Raw genomic sequence first — 15,690 nt, 5'->3', positions numbered from 1 at the left:
ATGACAGTAACTCTAATCGCGCCAATCGCGATGGACGAAGGTCTTCGTTTCGCTATCCGTGAAGGTGGCCGTACTGTTGGTGCTGGTGTTGTTGCAACTATCGTTGAGTAATCAACTGTTGTAATGCATTAAGCATTAAAAAAAACCCGAGCTTAGCCTCGGGTTTTTTAATGCTTGTAATTTATGTAATGTGAAGGTGGCTCTCTTACCTTAGGCATCGATGCTTTGTAGCAATTATCGTTGAGTCATCAACTGTTGTAATGCATTAAGCATTAAAAAAACCCGAGCTTAGTCTCGAGTTTTTAATGTCTGAAGTAAAGTTTAAGTATTAATGTTATCGCTGTAACAGAGTGGGAGCATGAACTTAATCAGTTAGTAACCAGCATTCTTACGTAATTCATCAAGCATATCTTGGTTACCCATCATTTCGTCAAGCGTTGCCCTGACTGCATTGCCAGAGCTGTTGTTATAAACTGATAGTAGATGCTGCGCCATTTGCTTCGTATAACCATCTTGTTTATTTTGAGCTTGGTAGTATTGCGCCATCAACCCTTGTGCAGCTAAGCGACGGATATAATCATTTGAGTCTTGCTCTAACAAGTTTGTAAATTGCTCTGCAAGGCGGTAATCAAGTACCGGTGTTTGAGTTGATAACTCAATAGCTTGAATTTTAAATTTTTCATCACTACTGTTGTTCGCTAAATTTAAAATGTTACCTACTACTTCATAGTCATACTCAGGCATAGTAGATTTATTTAGAATATACATATTCATTTGCAGTTGGCTCAGTGCAGCTAACCTATTTAAATCAGAGATGCTTGGATCTAAGGTTTGCTCTCTTAATTGAGAGTTTATTTGTTTTGCATAATCAGGTTCTGATTTGATCCTTAAATCATAGTCTTCTGGTAAGTCTGCATAAAAGCTATAAAGAGGATTTTGCTCACGTCGTTTTTCATCTTCTTGCTGCTGTTTTTCCTCTAGTACGTCAAGAACAAGTTCCTTAAATTCGTCGGTATCTTGTTCTTGATAAGAGCCATTAGCGTGCAGTGTTAAGTTTGCTACTTTGCGTTGTAGCGAACTTACTTTCTTGCTTAGTTCGTCAATTAAGGCTTCATTTGATTGCTGATATTCTGCAGGAGTACTAATAGAAACTGTGGGGCTTAGCTGTTGCTGCTTGGGTTTATTAAGCGAACTGGGCTGATCTTTAAAAAATGTTCCGTAGCATGAAATTACCAAGGCAAGTGTTGCTATAGTAATCGCAATAGTTCCTTTGTTTATAGTCATAAAATAATCTGCCTCTAAAATGGGTAATTTATCTGTTTTCGAAATATAAGTCTGTTAAAAAATGTGTTAAATGAGGATGAAATATACTGGTTAATTAAGAAGGGGGGGGGGCGTGAGTGGCGAAATACGGTGTTTAAATTGGCTATAAGCGCTAGACCTAAGCCTAGCGCGTAAAGCTTAATGCGATTTTGCGTATTGCTCAGCTTGCTTCCACACTCTTAGTGTATTGCCGCTTAAAATCTTTTTAATATCGGTATCACTGTAACCTCTATCCATCAAACCTTGAACTAGGTTAGGGTAGCTAGATACATCCTTTAAGCCGATAGGCAGTGAGTCACCTACACCGTCATAATCAGAGCCAATACCAACATGTTCGATACCAATTAGCTTCACAACGTGATCAATATGATCAAGAACTTGCTCAAGGCTAGCAAATGGAAATGGATTTTTAGCGCGGTACATCGCATCAAAATCTTTAGCTACTTTTTTGCCTTCTTCAGTAATTGTTTGTTTTTTACTTTTGAATTGATCGTACCAACTTCCGGCTTTTGAAGTAACAAAACTTGAACCAAAGTTAATTTGAATCACACCACCGTTCTTTTTAAGGGCTAACAGCATGTCGTCATTCATATTACGCTCAAAACCCGGCGTGTATTTACGTAGTGAAGAGTGTGACGCAATAACGGGTGTGTTAGACAATTCCATTACTTGATAAAATGCATCGTCCGAAATATGCGATACATCAATCAGCATGCCGATGTTATTCATCTCTTTTACTAGCTCTTTACCGAATGGGCTTAAGCCTTTCCACTTGCGACGAATATCGTATGATGAGTCAGAAATATGATTGCTTTGCGAGTGAGCTAGGGTGATATAACGCACGCCACGATCAAAAAAGTGTTGTAGGTTTTTCATTTCGCCCTCGATAGGCGATCCGTTTTCCATACCCATGGCAATCGACATTTTACCTTGCGCAAATTGTGCTTCTATATCGCTTGTTGAGCTGGCAATGGCAAACTTATCTGGAGCACGAAACGCAATCGCTTCCATACCATCAATCAATTGATTCGCTAATTGAAAGCTTTTTCCTTTGCCTTCAAACTCTAAATGAGCAGGAATATAAATCGACATAAATGGCGCGTTTAAACCGCCTTTTACTGCACGAGGGTAATCAAAATCGCCGCCCTCAGTGGCTTTAGTTACATCCGCCCATTTATCATGAATACGGTAAGGTACATCGATGTGGGTGTCGATTAAAATGGTATCGTGAGCAAGCTTGATTGCTTTATCTGAAGGGGTTATTTCAGCGCTGACTGCGCCGGTTAATGCAATCGACATTGCAGCAACTAGTGAGCTTAGTTTTATCATTTATAATGGCTCTTTGAGTTAAAAAAACCATTGTCTATTTTTACGCCGTGTCTGACAAGTTTACTCGTCGAATTGCGCTTCACTTTGCAGTGCTTTGAATTCACTTTTAGAGATTATGGTGACCGACTCGTGCAGTTCAGAGAAAAACACCATGGCTTCACCGCTTTTTAATTGCTGATTCACTTGCGCCACTTTGCTTTGTATACTGAATTCTTGTTCGCCATAATCTGTGCCTTCACGCAGTACATAGCTTTCAATTAGGTTGTACAGTGTGTCTTTATCAAGTTGTTCAAAAGGAATAATCATAGTCACTCTTTATCGGTGTTATTAAATACACATTGCTTAAAATAGTCAGGCACTACTTGCTCTAGCCAATACACGGGCTTAAGTGGATTGTTACCGCTAATAAAGCCAACATGGCCGCCTTTTTCAGAGATACGTAGCGTAACATGCTCACTTACATCCTGACTACTTGGAACCGCTTTAATCGACAGCATAGGGTCGTCTTTGGCATGAATAATTAGTGTAGGTGTCGCAATATCTTTTAAATACGGCATCGCACTGGCTTTTTTGTAGTAATCGTATGCATTCTCAAAGCCATGCAACGGTGCTGTAAGCTGGTTATCGAACTCTAGTAAATCGTCAATTTCCATTAATTGATCAGTGGTGATCGGTATCTGCTGTTTAATTTGCGGTAATTTACGTTGCATCGACTTTTTCATTCGATCGAGCAAATATTTTTGATAAATTTTACCTAAGCTTTTACGAATAACATCACTAGATGATGATAAATCATAGGGCGCAGATATCACGGCAGCTGCGTTAAGCGGGCAGTGAATGTTTTCTTCGCCTAAATACTTAGCCAGTACATTACCACCCAATGAAAAACCCACCGCTACAATAGGGCGATTTGGAAACTGTTGTTTTAAATGATTTATAAAAAAAGCTAAATCGGCGGTGTCGCCACTATGGTAGGCTCTTGGTAAGCGGTTTACTTCGGTTGAGCAGTTTCTAAAGTGCATCAATACGACAGCAAAGCCTTGCTTTTTTAATGCCTTCATCATGCCTTTGGCATAAAAACTGTTGATATTGCCTTCAAGTCCATGAAGTACCACTGCGAGTGGTGCTTTTTCGTTATGCGGGAGTGACCAAGCAAGCTCAATAAAGTCACCGTCGGGCGTATCAAGTTGCGCAAGTTCGTAGCGAGTATGATGAAAAGGGCGGAAAAAACGCGGTATTATGGTTTGAACGTGTCGGTTGGTCATCCACCATGCGGGTTTGAACTTAGGGATCATGTCTGTACTACGCACTTTGCAATTAACGAAGCGCTAGTGTAGCAAATTTTTTATATTTAAAAATAAAAAGCGCCTAATCAGTAAACTAATAAGGCGCTTTGTGCGTCGTGCTTAATGCTGTTCTTTAATATCTGCATCGTGTACTTTTTTCATGAAAAAATACACAAAGAAGAGGCATAAACTAATAACGACGCCTAAAAATCCAAATGATAAAAATAGTACTGGGTCGCTAAAAAAATCTCTAAAGAATACGTCCATAATTGCCTCCTGATGTCTATGGGGTAATCATAGGCTGGCTCAGTGGTACTTGATATGATCCAGATCAAGCTATTTTACAGATTATAAAATGGGCAATGCAGATGTTGATTTTGATCAATAAAGTTAAGTCGATTTTGCACTTTTTAGTAAATTATCTGCGATTTTTTAATCACTTTTATAATAAAGATGGTCAGCAAAGTTCAGCTTTGAATAACCGTTGCTTTGTTTTAGGTTAAATAAAGCAAACCTAGTATTAAATATATTTGACATGGCTAAAAAGTGAACTTATAGTTTAAAAGTCAAAAATATTTTACTTGGAGTTAGCTTTATATGACTCGTTCAGAGCACTTTAAAGAACTTTTACAAAGCATAAGTTTTAGAGAACTGACGCTGAGTATCGATTTACTAGTAAGCGTGTACATATCTTACTTTTATGTAAACAGCCTAATGAATGCGAGTACGCAGCAGCTTAGTTCTGTTTCTTGGTTATCTGGCTTATTGCTACAGGTGTTAATTTATTCTGTCATACTTATAGTATTGAGCTATTTATTACTTACATTTATCAGTGATAATGAATTAAATCAGCCACCTGATGTGAGAGAAAAGCAAATAAATTTAGTGGGTTATAAATACAAGGCCATAATCTTACAGGCGGGAATTTGTGTTGCTATTTTTCAATATCAAATTGAAGCTAATAACTGGGGCCCAGCTATCGAATATAATATTCCATATTTACCAATGCATATCATGGTAGGCGCTTTTTTGATTGCCGAAATAGTCAATTACATAGCGCAGCTTTATAAAGGCAGAACGGGTAATATCTATGAGTGAGTATGCAATAACTAACTCTATTCGAACATTACGCTTTTTACGCGATGAAATGACGCAAAAGCAGTTAGCAGATGCTATTGGCGTAACGCGGCAAACGGTAATGGCAATTGAGGCAAATAAATATTCACCCACTTTAGAGGTGGCTTTTAAAATTTCTTTAGTTTTTAACTTACCTTTAGAAGAGGTATTTCAATACAAAACTAAAGATATATAGCTTGGTGTATAAAAGTAAACCAAAGTAACCATGTATATAAGAGCTAATATTCATAATATAAATGGCTTTATGATCTGATGAAATTAATAGTGAAAAATTATGCCAAATATTTATCGCTGTTATTGGGCGTTGCACAAGGTGTTAAATTCATACTATTAACTTCATCAATCAATATTATCTGTTGCTGCTTTTCTAATTTTAGCTCGGCACCGAGAAGTGCTTTTCGAATTGCGGCGTAATCTGTAACCTCGGCTTGATTGGCTTTTAAATAGGCACGTGTGGCTCGTAGTGGCTTCAATGCCTGCTTATCAAACTCACTAATTGATTGTTCAAGCTTGCTTAGCTGTGTTTGGTTAATAGCTAGATTGAGAGAATCTAAGTAATACAGCAACAAGCATAGGTTGACGTTTTTACCTAGCTGGTTTTGATAATCTAACAGGCGCGTTTGCATGTCACCTTTGCTATAAAGGTTACATGCAAACTGCCAAAAATGATTGCTGTTAAGCAAGTTCATCGGCGAATGCCTGCTCTTTTTGTTCCATTTCTTCAAGGGCCATAAGTAGCTCTTCTTCAACATCGTTAAGCTTAGGCGTAAGTGTGGCTTGTTTAGTAATTAACTCTTTAAGCTTGCCTTTATTTTCGTCGTTATAGAGAGTGTTATCGCCTAGCGCCTCTTCAACGTCAGCTAGTTCTGCAGCAAATTTATCTAATTGCTTTTCAAGTTTTTCAATTTGCTTTTTCAGCGGCTGAATCGCTTTTCTAAACTCGGCTTCTAAGCGCTTTTGCTCTTTACGGTTAACTTGTGAATGGGCTTTTGGCTCTTCGTCGGTGTCGTTTTTAGCGGCTTCTTTATTAGCATTAAGCAGCCACTGATAATATGCATCTAGGTCGTAGCCAAATTGGGTGACCTCGCCATTATCAACTAAATAAAATTCATCGGCGGTATTTTTAAGCATATGACGGTCATGCGATACCGTGACCATAGCGCCTTCAAAGCCTTGTAATGCCATAACTAAAGCGTGGCGCATTTCTAAATCAAGGTGGTTGGTTGGCTCATCGAGTAGTAGTAAATTTGGTTTTTGATAAACCAACATAGCCAGTACTAAACGGGCTTTTTCACCGCCTGAAAACGGTGCTACAGGGTCGAGTGCTTTATCGCCTACAAAGGCAAAACCGCCTAAAAAGTCACGCAATGATTGTTCGCTGGCTTTAGGGTTTAAGCGTTGCAGGTGAGTGACGGCACTGGCTTTTAAATCTAGAGACTCCAGTTGATGCTGCGCAAAGTAGCCAATGTTTAAGCCTTGATGCTGAAACACTTCACCTGCTTGAGGTTGTAAGTCACCTGATAGTAATTTAATCAGTGTTGATTTACCTGCGCCATTTCTGCCAAGTAGTGCAATACGGCTGCCTGGTACTAAGTTCAGCTTAATACTGTTTAAAATGGTGACATCGCCATAACCGGCTTTGGCTTTGTCGAGTGTCATTAACGGGTTAGGCAGAGCGGTTGGCTCGGCAAATTCAAAATCAAATGGCGAGTCAACGTGTGCTGGGGCAAGTTTTTCCATTCGCTCTAGCGCTTTAACACGGCTTTGTGCCTGTTTGGCTTTACTAGCTTTGGCTTTAAAGCGGGTAATGAACTGCTCAAGATGCGCTATTTGTTCTTGTTGTTTTTCAAACATGGCTTGTTGCTGCAATAGGCGCTCAGCTTTTTGGCGTTCAAACTGCGAGTAGTTACCTTTGTACACATTAATAAGTTGTTTATCTATATGCCAAATTTGATCAACCACAGCATCTAAAAACTCACGATCATGAGAAATAAGTACTAGCGTGCCGGTGTAGGCACGTAAAAAACGCTCGAGCCAATACACGGCATCTAAATCTAGGTGGTTTGTTGGCTCATCCAGTAATAGTAAGTCGGCATCGCGAATAAGCGCTTGGGCTAAGTTTAAGCGCATGCGCCAACCACCCGAAAATGCACTAACCGGGTTTTCTATTTGATTATTAGCAAAGCCTAAACCATGTAACAGCTCACCTGCTTTGGCTTCAATGCTATAGCCTTTAATGTTTTCAAGCTGAATATGCACTTTAGCTTGAGTGTCGCCATCGTTATTTTGCTCGGCTTCACGCAGCGCAATTCGTAGCGCATAATATTCAGGGTGGCCTTGCAGTACGTAATCTATGGCGCTTATTTCAAGGGCGGGGGTTTCTTGCTTTACCGAGGCCAGTGACCAATCTTTAGGAATACTGTAATTACCGCCATCTAACGAAAGCTCAGACTTTAATAAACTAAATAGCGTTGACTTACCACAGCCATTGGCACCAACAAGGCCTACTTTGTGCTCTGGGAATAGTGTAGCCGATGCATTTTTTAATAAAGCTTTGCCACCGCGAAGCAGTTCTATTTCTGAGATTTGGATCATAAATACGTTACTTTACTGTGCCTTGATTGAATTGCCGCCATTATAACACGGATCTTATTAGCCATATCAATCGTATCAAGTAGGCAAATATTGCGATAAAATAACGTCAGTCAAAATGGTAGGAAAAGCGAAGTGAAACATAAAAAACGATTTATTGCTGGAGCAACGTGTCCTGAGTGTAAAACTATGGATATGTTAATGCTTTACAAAGAGCACGACGTAGAAAAAGTTGAATGTATGCAGTGTGGCCATAAAATGGCTCAACCAGAGCAGGCTGTGCAGGCATCAACACGCCAATTTGAACAGATCATTGGCGTGTTTAATCCAGGCGACTAGTGCCTTGTTAGCGCTGCTTAATAATGCGGCGGCGGTGGCTCTGGCATATTCGACATCATAGGCTGTGATGACTGCGACTCTTTAAGTTTTTCAGCCAGCAACTCGGTTTGGCGCTTTATTTTTGCCATCTGTTGCTGGTGAACTTTTATTTCATCATTTAAAATTTCAATCGTTTCGTCTTGAAAAGCCACTTTAGCCTCAAGCTCCATTAACCGATGTTCAATTGTGTTCATTTGGTTCTCGTATAATAAAGCGCTCAGCGATTCCGCTTGAGCTTTCAGTTAACAATGATTTACCGTTATCTGTAAATGTCACATCAAGTACCACTGCCGATTTTGGCTTACTGCCTTCTCGTGGGGTCACTTGCCATGTTTGAATTTTTTCACCACTGTTTAGCTGCCATAAATCCACTCGTTTGTTGGGTGAACCGGTTGCTAATAAAGTGCCTTGGTCGTTAAAGCGCACCGCAGTAAAAATTTTCTGACGCGCAATATACTTTAGTTTACTAACAAGGTCACCTGTAGTCAGCTTCCATACATTTGCTTGTGCCATACTGTCGGCGGTAAAAGCATAACGTCCTTGAGGATCTAAAGCGACTTGGGTTACTCGGGTTGGGTGATTAAAGCGATGGATAACTTGTCCACTTTGGGTATCCCATAAGTAGGCCACATAATCGTTTGAGCCGCTCAATGCATAGCGCCCATTAGGTGATAGGTCTACGGTGTTTACTTTATCTTGGTGGCCTAAAAATTCAATGCGTCTGCCAGTGTTAAGGTTTATAAATACCACAACGCCATCGCTGCGCCCGTAAACAACACTGTTGCCTTGGTTACTAATGGCAATATCGCGGATGCTGGCTTTTTGTATTTTGTAAAAGCCTTTATTTTTGCCTGAGGCAATATCCCAAACGGCAAAGGTGGTTTTTTCGGCGGTAACTGCCACGCTATTATCAAAAGCAATGGCTACGGCATAAACTAAGCTATCTTCAGTCTGCTGTTGAAACCATTGGTATTTAAGCGCTTGCTGTTGATTATCCCAAAGGGCGACCCCATGATTGATAGAAGACACTAAGCTGTATTGACCATCATGCGATAGTGCGGATGAGAAAGCACCTTGTGCTGTGTGCTCAAAACTAGCCACTGCTTGTTGTTTTTCATCACTACATGCAATTGTTAATAAACAGCAGGTAGCAACTAAAAAAGTACGAAATAACGACATATTACAGGTATTTCCTCTTAACTCTTCGTGACTGAGAGGTTAGACTAGGTTGCGAAAAACGCCTAGGTTGTTTGTCTAATCACTGGATATGTTTTTAGTTTAGCTATTAAACAAGCAGCCTACCATGTAGGCCGTTAATCTTTAACTAGTAATATTACAATAAATGACAACTGCAAAGTGTGTCGGAGATTTAAAATGAGAAAGACGATTAAATTGTCATTGATTGCAGCGTCAGTTTTAGCGCTTACAGCTTGTAATCAAGAAGCAAAAAAAGAGCAAGCAGACGTTAAGCTAGATACTGTAGCGCAACAACAAGCATACGGTATTGGTGCATCTGTAGGTAACTTTTTAAATAAAGACCTAGCAGATAAAAAAGAGATTGGTATCGAATTAGATCAAGCATTATTAATGCGTGGATTTGAAGATGCACTTGCTGGTAATGCTAAAATTGACGAAGAGAAAATTCGTGAAGTATTAACAGCATTAGATGAGTCAGTGCGTACTAAACAAGAAGAAAAAGCAAAAGTAGAGTCTGAAAAAAGCAAAGTTGAGGGTGAAAAATACCTAACTGAGAATGCTAAAAAAGAAGGCGTAATGGTTACTGAGTCTGGTTTACAGTACGAAGTAATGAGCGAAGGCGAAGGCGCTAAGCCAGTAGCGACTGACGTAGTTAAAGTGCATTATAAAGGTACTCTTTTAGACGGTACTGAATTTGATAGCTCTTACTCACGCAACGAGCCAACAACTTTTCCACTAAACCGTGTTATTCCTGGTTGGACTGAAGGTTTACAACTTATGACTGTTGGTTCTAAGTACAAATTTACCATTCCTTCAGATCTTGCTTACGGTGATCGTGATTTAGGTAAAATTCCTGCTAATTCAACACTTATTTTTGAAGTTGAATTATTAGAAATTCAAAATGATGCAGAAGCTGCCGCTGCAGAATAAGTTTTATATAAAACAAAAAAGGGACCTTAGGTCCCTTTTTTATTGCACTGAATAACTAATTAGTCAGTGTGGTTAGAATATAAGTTATCAATTAACTCATCTTCGAGTGCAAAGCGCGCTTCGAGTGCTTCACCAATAACCGATAGGTCATTATCAAATCCTACTAACAAATCTTCTGCGTCTACTTCAGCGTATTTGTCATTGAAATCTAGAGCAATGTCAGTGGTATCTGAAATACGTGGGTATATAGTATTTGCTAGTTGTTGGCTTTCTAAGCCTTTCTTTTCGCAAGCTTTAGCAATATCGTCGTACACTTCAAAGTGGCCGGCCGATAGGTAATCCATTAAGATTTGGCAAAATGCTTGAATTTGTGATGGTTCAGGCAGAGATTGATCTTTTTTCTCGTAAGGTGAAAAGCCTGCAATTTTACAATAAAGCACAATCAGCTCTTGGCGTTCGTTTAACCAATTGTCGATGACCGTATGGCTACCCCCCCACTTTTGTTGAGCTTTTTCTACACGCTTCAGCATAATTCTTCTCCTAAGCTGGGTTGGATTTTTAATTGGTAATAAAGTTTCTATCATCCAAGATATATTTAATTGGCGTGTATATCAACAAGTAAAATAGATGTAGTACCACAGAGGGTTTTGTTTAAGGTATAAGTTGTAAGTAATTTATTTCAGGCAAGAAAAAACCACCTGTTACGGTGGTTTAATTTCTTTATTAGACTTGTTTAAACAAGCATTCTTATTTTTATTAGAGATTTTTATTATTTTTGTATTAACAATTTTTGTTATTGTTTTGTTAACGCGGGAGTAACAATACCAAGCTTTTTTAAATGTTGCAAATAGTTTAATGAAAAGTTTTTATTATTAACGTTTGTTTGGCTGTTTTATATACAAAATAAAATGAAAACTAAAAATTACTTGATCTAGCGCTACTCTAAGGCGATTTAATCGCTTAGCGATAGAGGGGGCGCAAATATGGTGGTACAATCTTGCACAATTTCTAAAAGCCCTAGGACTCTATACGCTATGAGCGAATTAAAAAACGACCGTTATTTACGTGCCCTTGCCAAGCAACCTGTTGATGTCACGCCAGTATGGATGATGCGTCAAGCTGGACGTTATTTACCTGAATACCGTGCTACACGTGCACAAGCGGGCGATTTTATGAGCCTGTGTAGAAATGCTGAGTTAGCCTGTGAAGTAACTTTACAGCCTCTGCGCCGTTACCCGTTAGATGCCGCTATTTTATTTAGTGATATTTTAACTATTCCCGATGCAATGGGATTAGGTTTGTACTTTGAAACAGGTGAAGGCCCTAAGTTTGAACGCCCAATCTCATCATTAGCCGATGTTAAAAAAATTCCAAAACTTGATCCTACCGATGAGCTTGGCTACGTAATGAATGCTGTAAGCACTATTCGTCGTGAGCTTAAAGGTGAAGTGCCATTAATTGGTTTCTCGGGTTCACCTTGGACACTTGCAACTTATATGGTTGAAGGCGGAAGCAGTAAGGTTTTTGGTAAAATCAAAAAAATGGCGTTTGCTGAGCCACAAACACTGCATTTATTGCTTGATAAGCTAGCTGATTCAGTGATTGATTACTTAAACGCGCAAGTTAAAGCGGGTGCACAATCGCTGATGATATTTGATTCGTGGGGCGGTGTATTGAGCCCGCGTGACTACAATGAGTTTTCACTGCAGTATATGCATAAAATCGTTGATGGTTTAATTCGCGAAAATGATGGCCGTAAAGTACCGGTTACTTTATTCACTAAAAATGGTGGCCAATGGATTGAGGCAATTGCAGCAACAGGTTGTGATGCAGTAGGCCTAGATTGGACTATTAATATTGGTGATGCCAAACGTCGTGTTGGCGATAAAGTGGCACTACAAGGCAATATGGATCCTTCAATGCTACACGGCACGCCAGATCGTATTCGCCAAGAAGTCGGCACTATTTTAGAAGACTTTGGCACTGGCAATGGTCATGTATTTAACTTAGGTCATGGTATTACACCTGATGTTGATCCAGAAAATGCGGGTGTATTTATTAACGCTGTGCATGAGCTAAGTGCACAATATCATAAGTAAGTTGTGAACTAGCAATAAAAAGCCCGCTAATTAGCGGGCTTTTTTGTGCAAACTATTTTACTTAAGTTTTTACTTAAACAAGCGGTTTAAACCATTTAATGCCGCAACTCGATAAGCTTCTGCCATTGTTGGGTAGTTAAACGTAGTATTTACAAAGTAGTCGATGGTATTGCCACCATTTTTTTGTTCCATTATAGCTTGGCCAATGTGAACAATCTCAGAAGCACGCTCACCAAAGCAATGCACGCCAAGTACTTCTTTGGTTTCTGTATGGAACAATATTTTTAAACTACCCACATCGGTACCTGCAATTTGCGCACGGGCTAAGTGTTTAAATTGCGCACGCCCCACTTCATACGGTACTTTTGCGGCAGTTAATTGCTGCTCTGTTTTACCAACAGAACTCATTTCAGGAATAGTATAAATACCGGCTGGAATATCAATAATCAGCTTTTCATCGCAGTTACCACAAGCGATGGCATCTGCGGCAATCCGGCCTTGGTCAAAGGCTGCACTAGCAAGGCTTGGGTAGCCAATAACATCGCCTACTGCGTATACATTGTCTATTTCTGTTTGGTAGGTTTCGTTTACTTTTACTTGTCCGCGGCTATCTGCTTTTAAGCCAATCGCTTCTAAATTCAGTGTATCGGTATTACCAGTACGGCCATTGGCAAATAAAATGCAGTCAGCCTTTACACGTTTACCTGATTTTAAATGCATAACAACACAGTCATCGCGGGTTTCAATGCGATCAAATTCTTCGTTATGACGAATAACAATGCCACTATTCCAAAAGTGATAGCTAAGCGCATCAGATATTTCAGCATCCATAAACGCAAGTAGGCGATCGCGAGTATTTACTAAATCAACCTTTGCACCTAGCCCTTTAAAGATAGATGCGTATTCACAGCCAATTACACCCGCGCCGTATATAAGTACGCGATGCGGGTCGTGTTCAAGGCCTAAAATTGTGTCACTTTCATAAATACGCGAATGGGTAAAATCAACACCTGGTGGGCGATAAGGGCGTGAGCCGGTAGCAATAACAATAGTTTGTGCAGTTAGGCGTTCAGTTGAACCGTCATTACGTCTAATTTCAATAGTGTGCTTATCAACAAAGCTAGCATCGCCTTGAAACATATGAATGCGGTTACGATCGTAAAAGCTGCTGCGTAAGTTTGATTGCTTTGAAATTACCGAGCTGGCATGGCGTAAAATATCTGGAAAAGTAAGTCTTACTGGGCGCTCACCTACGTTAAACAAAGGGTTTGCTTTGTATTCGATATAGCGACTAACCGAATGGCGAAGTGCCTTTGAAGGAATGGTTCCCCAGTGAACACAACCACCACCAACAGCAGTTTGGCGTTCAATAACCGCTACTTTTTTGTTACTTTTAGAGAGGTTCATAGCGGTCCCTTCACCGCCAGGACCCGTGCCAATAATGATTGCATCATATTGGTAGCTCACGGGTACTTTTTTCTTTTCTGGTTGTTTGGCCACAGCCACTCCTATTTTAACTAAAAGAGGCTTTTAATAACCTCGCATTAAGTGCTAGCCATGCCTGTTTTTGTGTTTCCCAGGCGGCTTCAAGCTCGTGATATTGTGCCATTAATGCCGACTTTTCACACTGCTTTGCCATATTATTTTTTTTAGCTTCCAACACTTGTTTTTGTAATGAGCAATAATTTTGCAGCTTTTTAAGCAACAAATCGTACTCTTGTTGTAATAATGTAAGCTTATCTTGCGCTAAAGGCAATTTTGCAAGGCGACCTTGTGTTTTGCTCATTAAGGTTTCTGCTTTAGCTTTTTCAATGCGCTCAACCGGTGTACGCTTTAATTTACTCGCTAAACCAATGGCAGCGAGTGAGCGGATCATCCATTTTGTTGGGTCGTAATGAAACCATTTAATGCCATTACGGTAATCGCTGGCAAAAATATGATGGAAGTTATGATAACCCTCACCGTAGGTAAATAGTGCTAAAAAGCCATTGTCTCTCGCGGTATTTTTTTCAGTGTAAGGACGTGAACCCCAAATGTGTGCTACTGAGTTAATAAAAAAGGTAAAGTGCTGACTCAGCACTAAACGCAATAAGCCAGCTAACAGTAACATGCCCCATACATCACCAAGCATTAAGCCGAGTATTAGCGGTAAACCAACATTCATGGCAATTACCAATTTTAAGTAATGCTTGTGCTGCCACATAACAATTTTATTTCGCTGTAAATCACGACAGTTGCTGTAATCATCGTAGCTGTCGCCTTGGTAGTCGCGAAGCATCCAGCCAATGTGACTGTACCAAAAGCCATTAGTGGCGGCATAAGGGTCTTTAACTGGGTCATCAACTTGACCATGGTGAATTCGATGATCGCTACTCCAATGCAGCGCACTGTTTTGTAGCGCAAAGGCACCACCAAGGGCAAAAATAAATTCAACCACAGGGTGAGCGTTGTAAGTTTTGTGCGCCCATAAACGATGGTAGCCCGCGGTGATCGATAATCCCGCAAAAAACATGCAAGCTACAAAAGCAACCCACTGCGTGCCTGTAAAGCCATAGTTAAACCCATACCAAGGTACAAGTGTAATAGCAGCCAAAAACGTCAGGCTAAAGAAAAGGACGTTGGTCCATATAATCGGTGGTTTTTTCATGTTTCTCATTTCTCAGCGTACAACTGTACGCTAAAATAATATTTCAATCTGCTGCCGTCAAGTATTAGACTGTACTATTAGCTATTTTTTTAATTAAAAATTTATTACAAATTCACTCAGGGAGCTGTTGATGTCGGGTGTTAGAGCACAACAGAAACAAAAAACACGACAAGCATTAATTGAAGCTGCATTTAATCAACTTAGTGCTGATCATAGCTTTTCTAATTTAAGCTTGCGTGAAGTAGCACGCGAAGCTGGTATTGCGCCTACCTCTTTTTATCGTCACTTTAAAGATATGAACGAGTTGGGCTTAACCATGGTTGATGAAGCGGGTTTAACCCTGCGCCAGCTGATGCGCCAAGCACGCAGACGAATAGCCAGTGGTGGCAGTGTAATCAACACCTCTGTGGTTACTTTTATGGAGTTTATTGATAACTCAAGCAATCAGTTTAGACTTTTGTTGCGTGAACGCTCAGGTACCTCAAAAGCATTTAGAGCAGCAGTGGCACGTGAAGTAAAACACTTTATTTTAGAACTCGCACATTATTTAGAAAGTGAAACCCCCTGCGATGCTATTCATGCGTATATTCAGGCAGAAGCCATGGTTACTTTGGTATTTAATGCAGGCGCTGAAGCGCTCGATATTGAAGGTCAGCAACGCGATGAACTGATTGAGCGAGTTATATGGCAGTTACGTTATATTACGCGCGGCGCGTCAAATTACGTACGTGCTGAAAATAAAGAATAAATATTAAAAAAGTTAAAATAAGCG

18 protein-coding genes and 1 pseudogene are annotated in these 15,690 nt (G+C 39.9%); 7 read left to right on the top strand and 12 right to left on the bottom strand.

The window, feature by feature from the left end:
• Positions 1-111 (top strand): annotated as a pseudogene (locus tag DK924_RS17630) (elongation factor Tu); the annotation flags it as partial.
• 261 nt (positions 112-372) lie between these two features.
• Here DK924_RS17630 and DK924_RS17625 read toward each other — a convergent pair.
• From DK924_RS17625 to DK924_RS18780, 5 genes are all read right to left on the bottom strand, one after another.
• Entirely contained in the window at positions 373-1,284 is a 912-nt protein-coding gene (locus tag DK924_RS17625) for a hypothetical protein (RefSeq protein ID WP_109875790.1), read from the bottom strand.
• A gap of 177 nt (positions 1,285-1,461) precedes the next feature.
• Entirely contained in the window at positions 1,462-2,652 is a 1,191-nt protein-coding gene (locus DK924_RS17620) for a dipeptidase (protein WP_054202807.1), read from the bottom strand.
• A gap of 60 nt (positions 2,653-2,712) precedes the next feature.
• On the bottom strand, positions 2,713-2,958 hold the full coding sequence (locus DK924_RS17615) for a YheU family protein (protein ID WP_008465630.1): 246 nt from the start codon (positions 2,956-2,958) through the stop codon (positions 2,713-2,715).
• Between the two features lie 2 nt (positions 2,959-2,960).
• Positions 2,961-3,947 carry a hydrolase gene (locus DK924_RS17610; RefSeq protein ID WP_109875789.1) on the bottom strand — a complete coding sequence of 329 codons (987 nt, stop codon included), beginning with the start codon at positions 3,945-3,947 and terminating at the stop codon, positions 2,961-2,963.
• 111 nt (positions 3,948-4,058) lie between these two features.
• Positions 4,059-4,205, bottom strand: coding sequence for a hypothetical protein (locus DK924_RS18780; RefSeq protein WP_008114223.1), 147 nt, complete (start codon positions 4,203-4,205; stop codon positions 4,059-4,061).
• A 330-nt stretch (positions 4,206-4,535) separates the two neighbouring features.
• On the opposite strand from DK924_RS18780, the gene DK924_RS17605 reads away from it, so the two are divergent.
• Positions 4,536-5,036 carry a hypothetical protein gene (locus DK924_RS17605; protein ID WP_109875788.1) on the top strand — a complete coding sequence of 167 codons (501 nt, stop codon included), beginning with the start codon at positions 4,536-4,538 and terminating at the stop codon, positions 5,034-5,036.
• On the top strand, positions 5,029-5,250 hold the full coding sequence (locus DK924_RS17600) for a helix-turn-helix transcriptional regulator (protein WP_010392331.1): 222 nt from the start codon (positions 5,029-5,031) through the stop codon (positions 5,248-5,250). Before DK924_RS17605 ends, DK924_RS17600 begins: the two co-directional genes overlap by 8 nt.
• Positions 5,251-5,347: 97 nt before the next feature.
• Here the strand turns inward: DK924_RS17600 and DK924_RS17595 are convergent, their stop codons facing one another.
• Both DK924_RS17595 and DK924_RS17590 read right to left on the bottom strand, forming a co-directional pair.
• A complete protein-coding gene (locus DK924_RS17595; RefSeq protein WP_109875787.1) occupies positions 5,348-5,764 on the bottom strand; it encodes a TIGR02444 family protein in 417 nt (138 codons plus the stop codon).
• Complete coding sequence (locus DK924_RS17590; RefSeq protein WP_109875786.1) at positions 5,751-7,670, bottom strand: ATP-binding cassette domain-containing protein; 1,920 nt, start codon at positions 7,668-7,670, stop codon at positions 5,751-5,753. The genes DK924_RS17595 and DK924_RS17590 overlap by 14 nt, the downstream gene beginning before the upstream one ends.
• A 132-nt stretch (positions 7,671-7,802) precedes the next feature.
• Here DK924_RS17590 and DK924_RS17585 point away from each other — a divergent pair, with 132 nt between their 5' ends.
• On the top strand, positions 7,803-8,006 hold the full coding sequence (locus tag DK924_RS17585; protein ID WP_008114218.1) for a YheV family putative zinc ribbon protein: 204 nt from the start codon (positions 7,803-7,805) through the stop codon (positions 8,004-8,006).
• Between the two features lie 17 nt (positions 8,007-8,023).
• Here the strand turns inward: DK924_RS17585 and DK924_RS17580 are convergent, their stop codons facing one another.
• Positions 8,024-8,239 carry a SlyX family protein gene (locus DK924_RS17580; protein ID WP_010392339.1) on the bottom strand — a complete coding sequence of 72 codons (216 nt, stop codon included), beginning with the start codon at positions 8,237-8,239 and terminating at the stop codon, positions 8,024-8,026.
• Positions 8,226-9,224, bottom strand: a complete 999-nt coding sequence (locus DK924_RS17575; RefSeq protein WP_109875785.1) for a WD40 repeat domain-containing protein — start codon at positions 9,222-9,224, stop codon at positions 8,226-8,228. Before DK924_RS17575 ends, DK924_RS17580 begins: the two co-directional genes overlap by 14 nt.
• Positions 9,225-9,419: 195 nt before the next feature.
• Here DK924_RS17575 and fkpA point away from each other — a divergent pair, with 195 nt between their 5' ends.
• Positions 9,420-10,172 carry an FKBP-type peptidyl-prolyl cis-trans isomerase gene (gene fkpA / locus DK924_RS17570; protein WP_021033142.1) on the top strand — a complete coding sequence of 251 codons (753 nt, stop codon included), beginning with the start codon at positions 9,420-9,422 and terminating at the stop codon, positions 10,170-10,172.
• A gap of 59 nt (positions 10,173-10,231) precedes the next feature.
• On the opposite strand, the gene DK924_RS17565 is transcribed toward fkpA, so the two are convergent.
• On the bottom strand, positions 10,232-10,702 hold the full coding sequence (locus DK924_RS17565; protein ID WP_010392345.1) for an Rsd/AlgQ family anti-sigma factor: 471 nt from the start codon (positions 10,700-10,702) through the stop codon (positions 10,232-10,234).
• A 504-nt stretch (positions 10,703-11,206) separates the two neighbouring features.
• Here DK924_RS17565 and hemE point away from each other — a divergent pair.
• Positions 11,207-12,271, top strand: coding sequence for a uroporphyrinogen decarboxylase (gene hemE, locus DK924_RS17560; RefSeq protein ID WP_008114207.1), 1,065 nt, complete (start codon positions 11,207-11,209; stop codon positions 12,269-12,271).
• A gap of 69 nt (positions 12,272-12,340) precedes the next feature.
• Here the strand turns inward: hemE and sthA are convergent, their stop codons facing one another.
• Together sthA and DK924_RS17550 are read right to left on the bottom strand one after the other, a co-directional pair.
• On the bottom strand, positions 12,341-13,771 hold the full coding sequence (sthA, locus tag DK924_RS17555; RefSeq protein ID WP_008114205.1) for a Si-specific NAD(P)(+) transhydrogenase: 1,431 nt from the start codon (positions 13,769-13,771) through the stop codon (positions 12,341-12,343).
• A gap of 13 nt (positions 13,772-13,784) precedes the next feature.
• A complete protein-coding gene (locus DK924_RS17550) occupies positions 13,785-14,918 on the bottom strand; it encodes a fatty acid desaturase (protein ID WP_109875784.1) in 1,134 nt (377 codons plus the stop codon).
• A 130-nt stretch (positions 14,919-15,048) separates the two neighbouring features.
• Between DK924_RS17550 and fabR the strand changes: the two genes are divergently transcribed.
• Positions 15,049-15,666, top strand: coding sequence for an HTH-type transcriptional repressor FabR (gene fabR, locus DK924_RS17545; RefSeq protein WP_008114202.1), 618 nt, complete (start codon positions 15,049-15,051; stop codon positions 15,664-15,666).
• Positions 15,667-15,690: the final 24 nt, after the last annotated feature.

This window comes from Pseudoalteromonas sp. meg-B1, assembly GCF_003173795.1.
In the GTDB taxonomy this organism is placed as follows: Bacteria; Pseudomonadota; Gammaproteobacteria; order Enterobacterales; family Alteromonadaceae; genus Pseudoalteromonas; species Pseudoalteromonas undina.
This window is presented reverse-complemented; position numbering and strand designations above follow the sequence as displayed.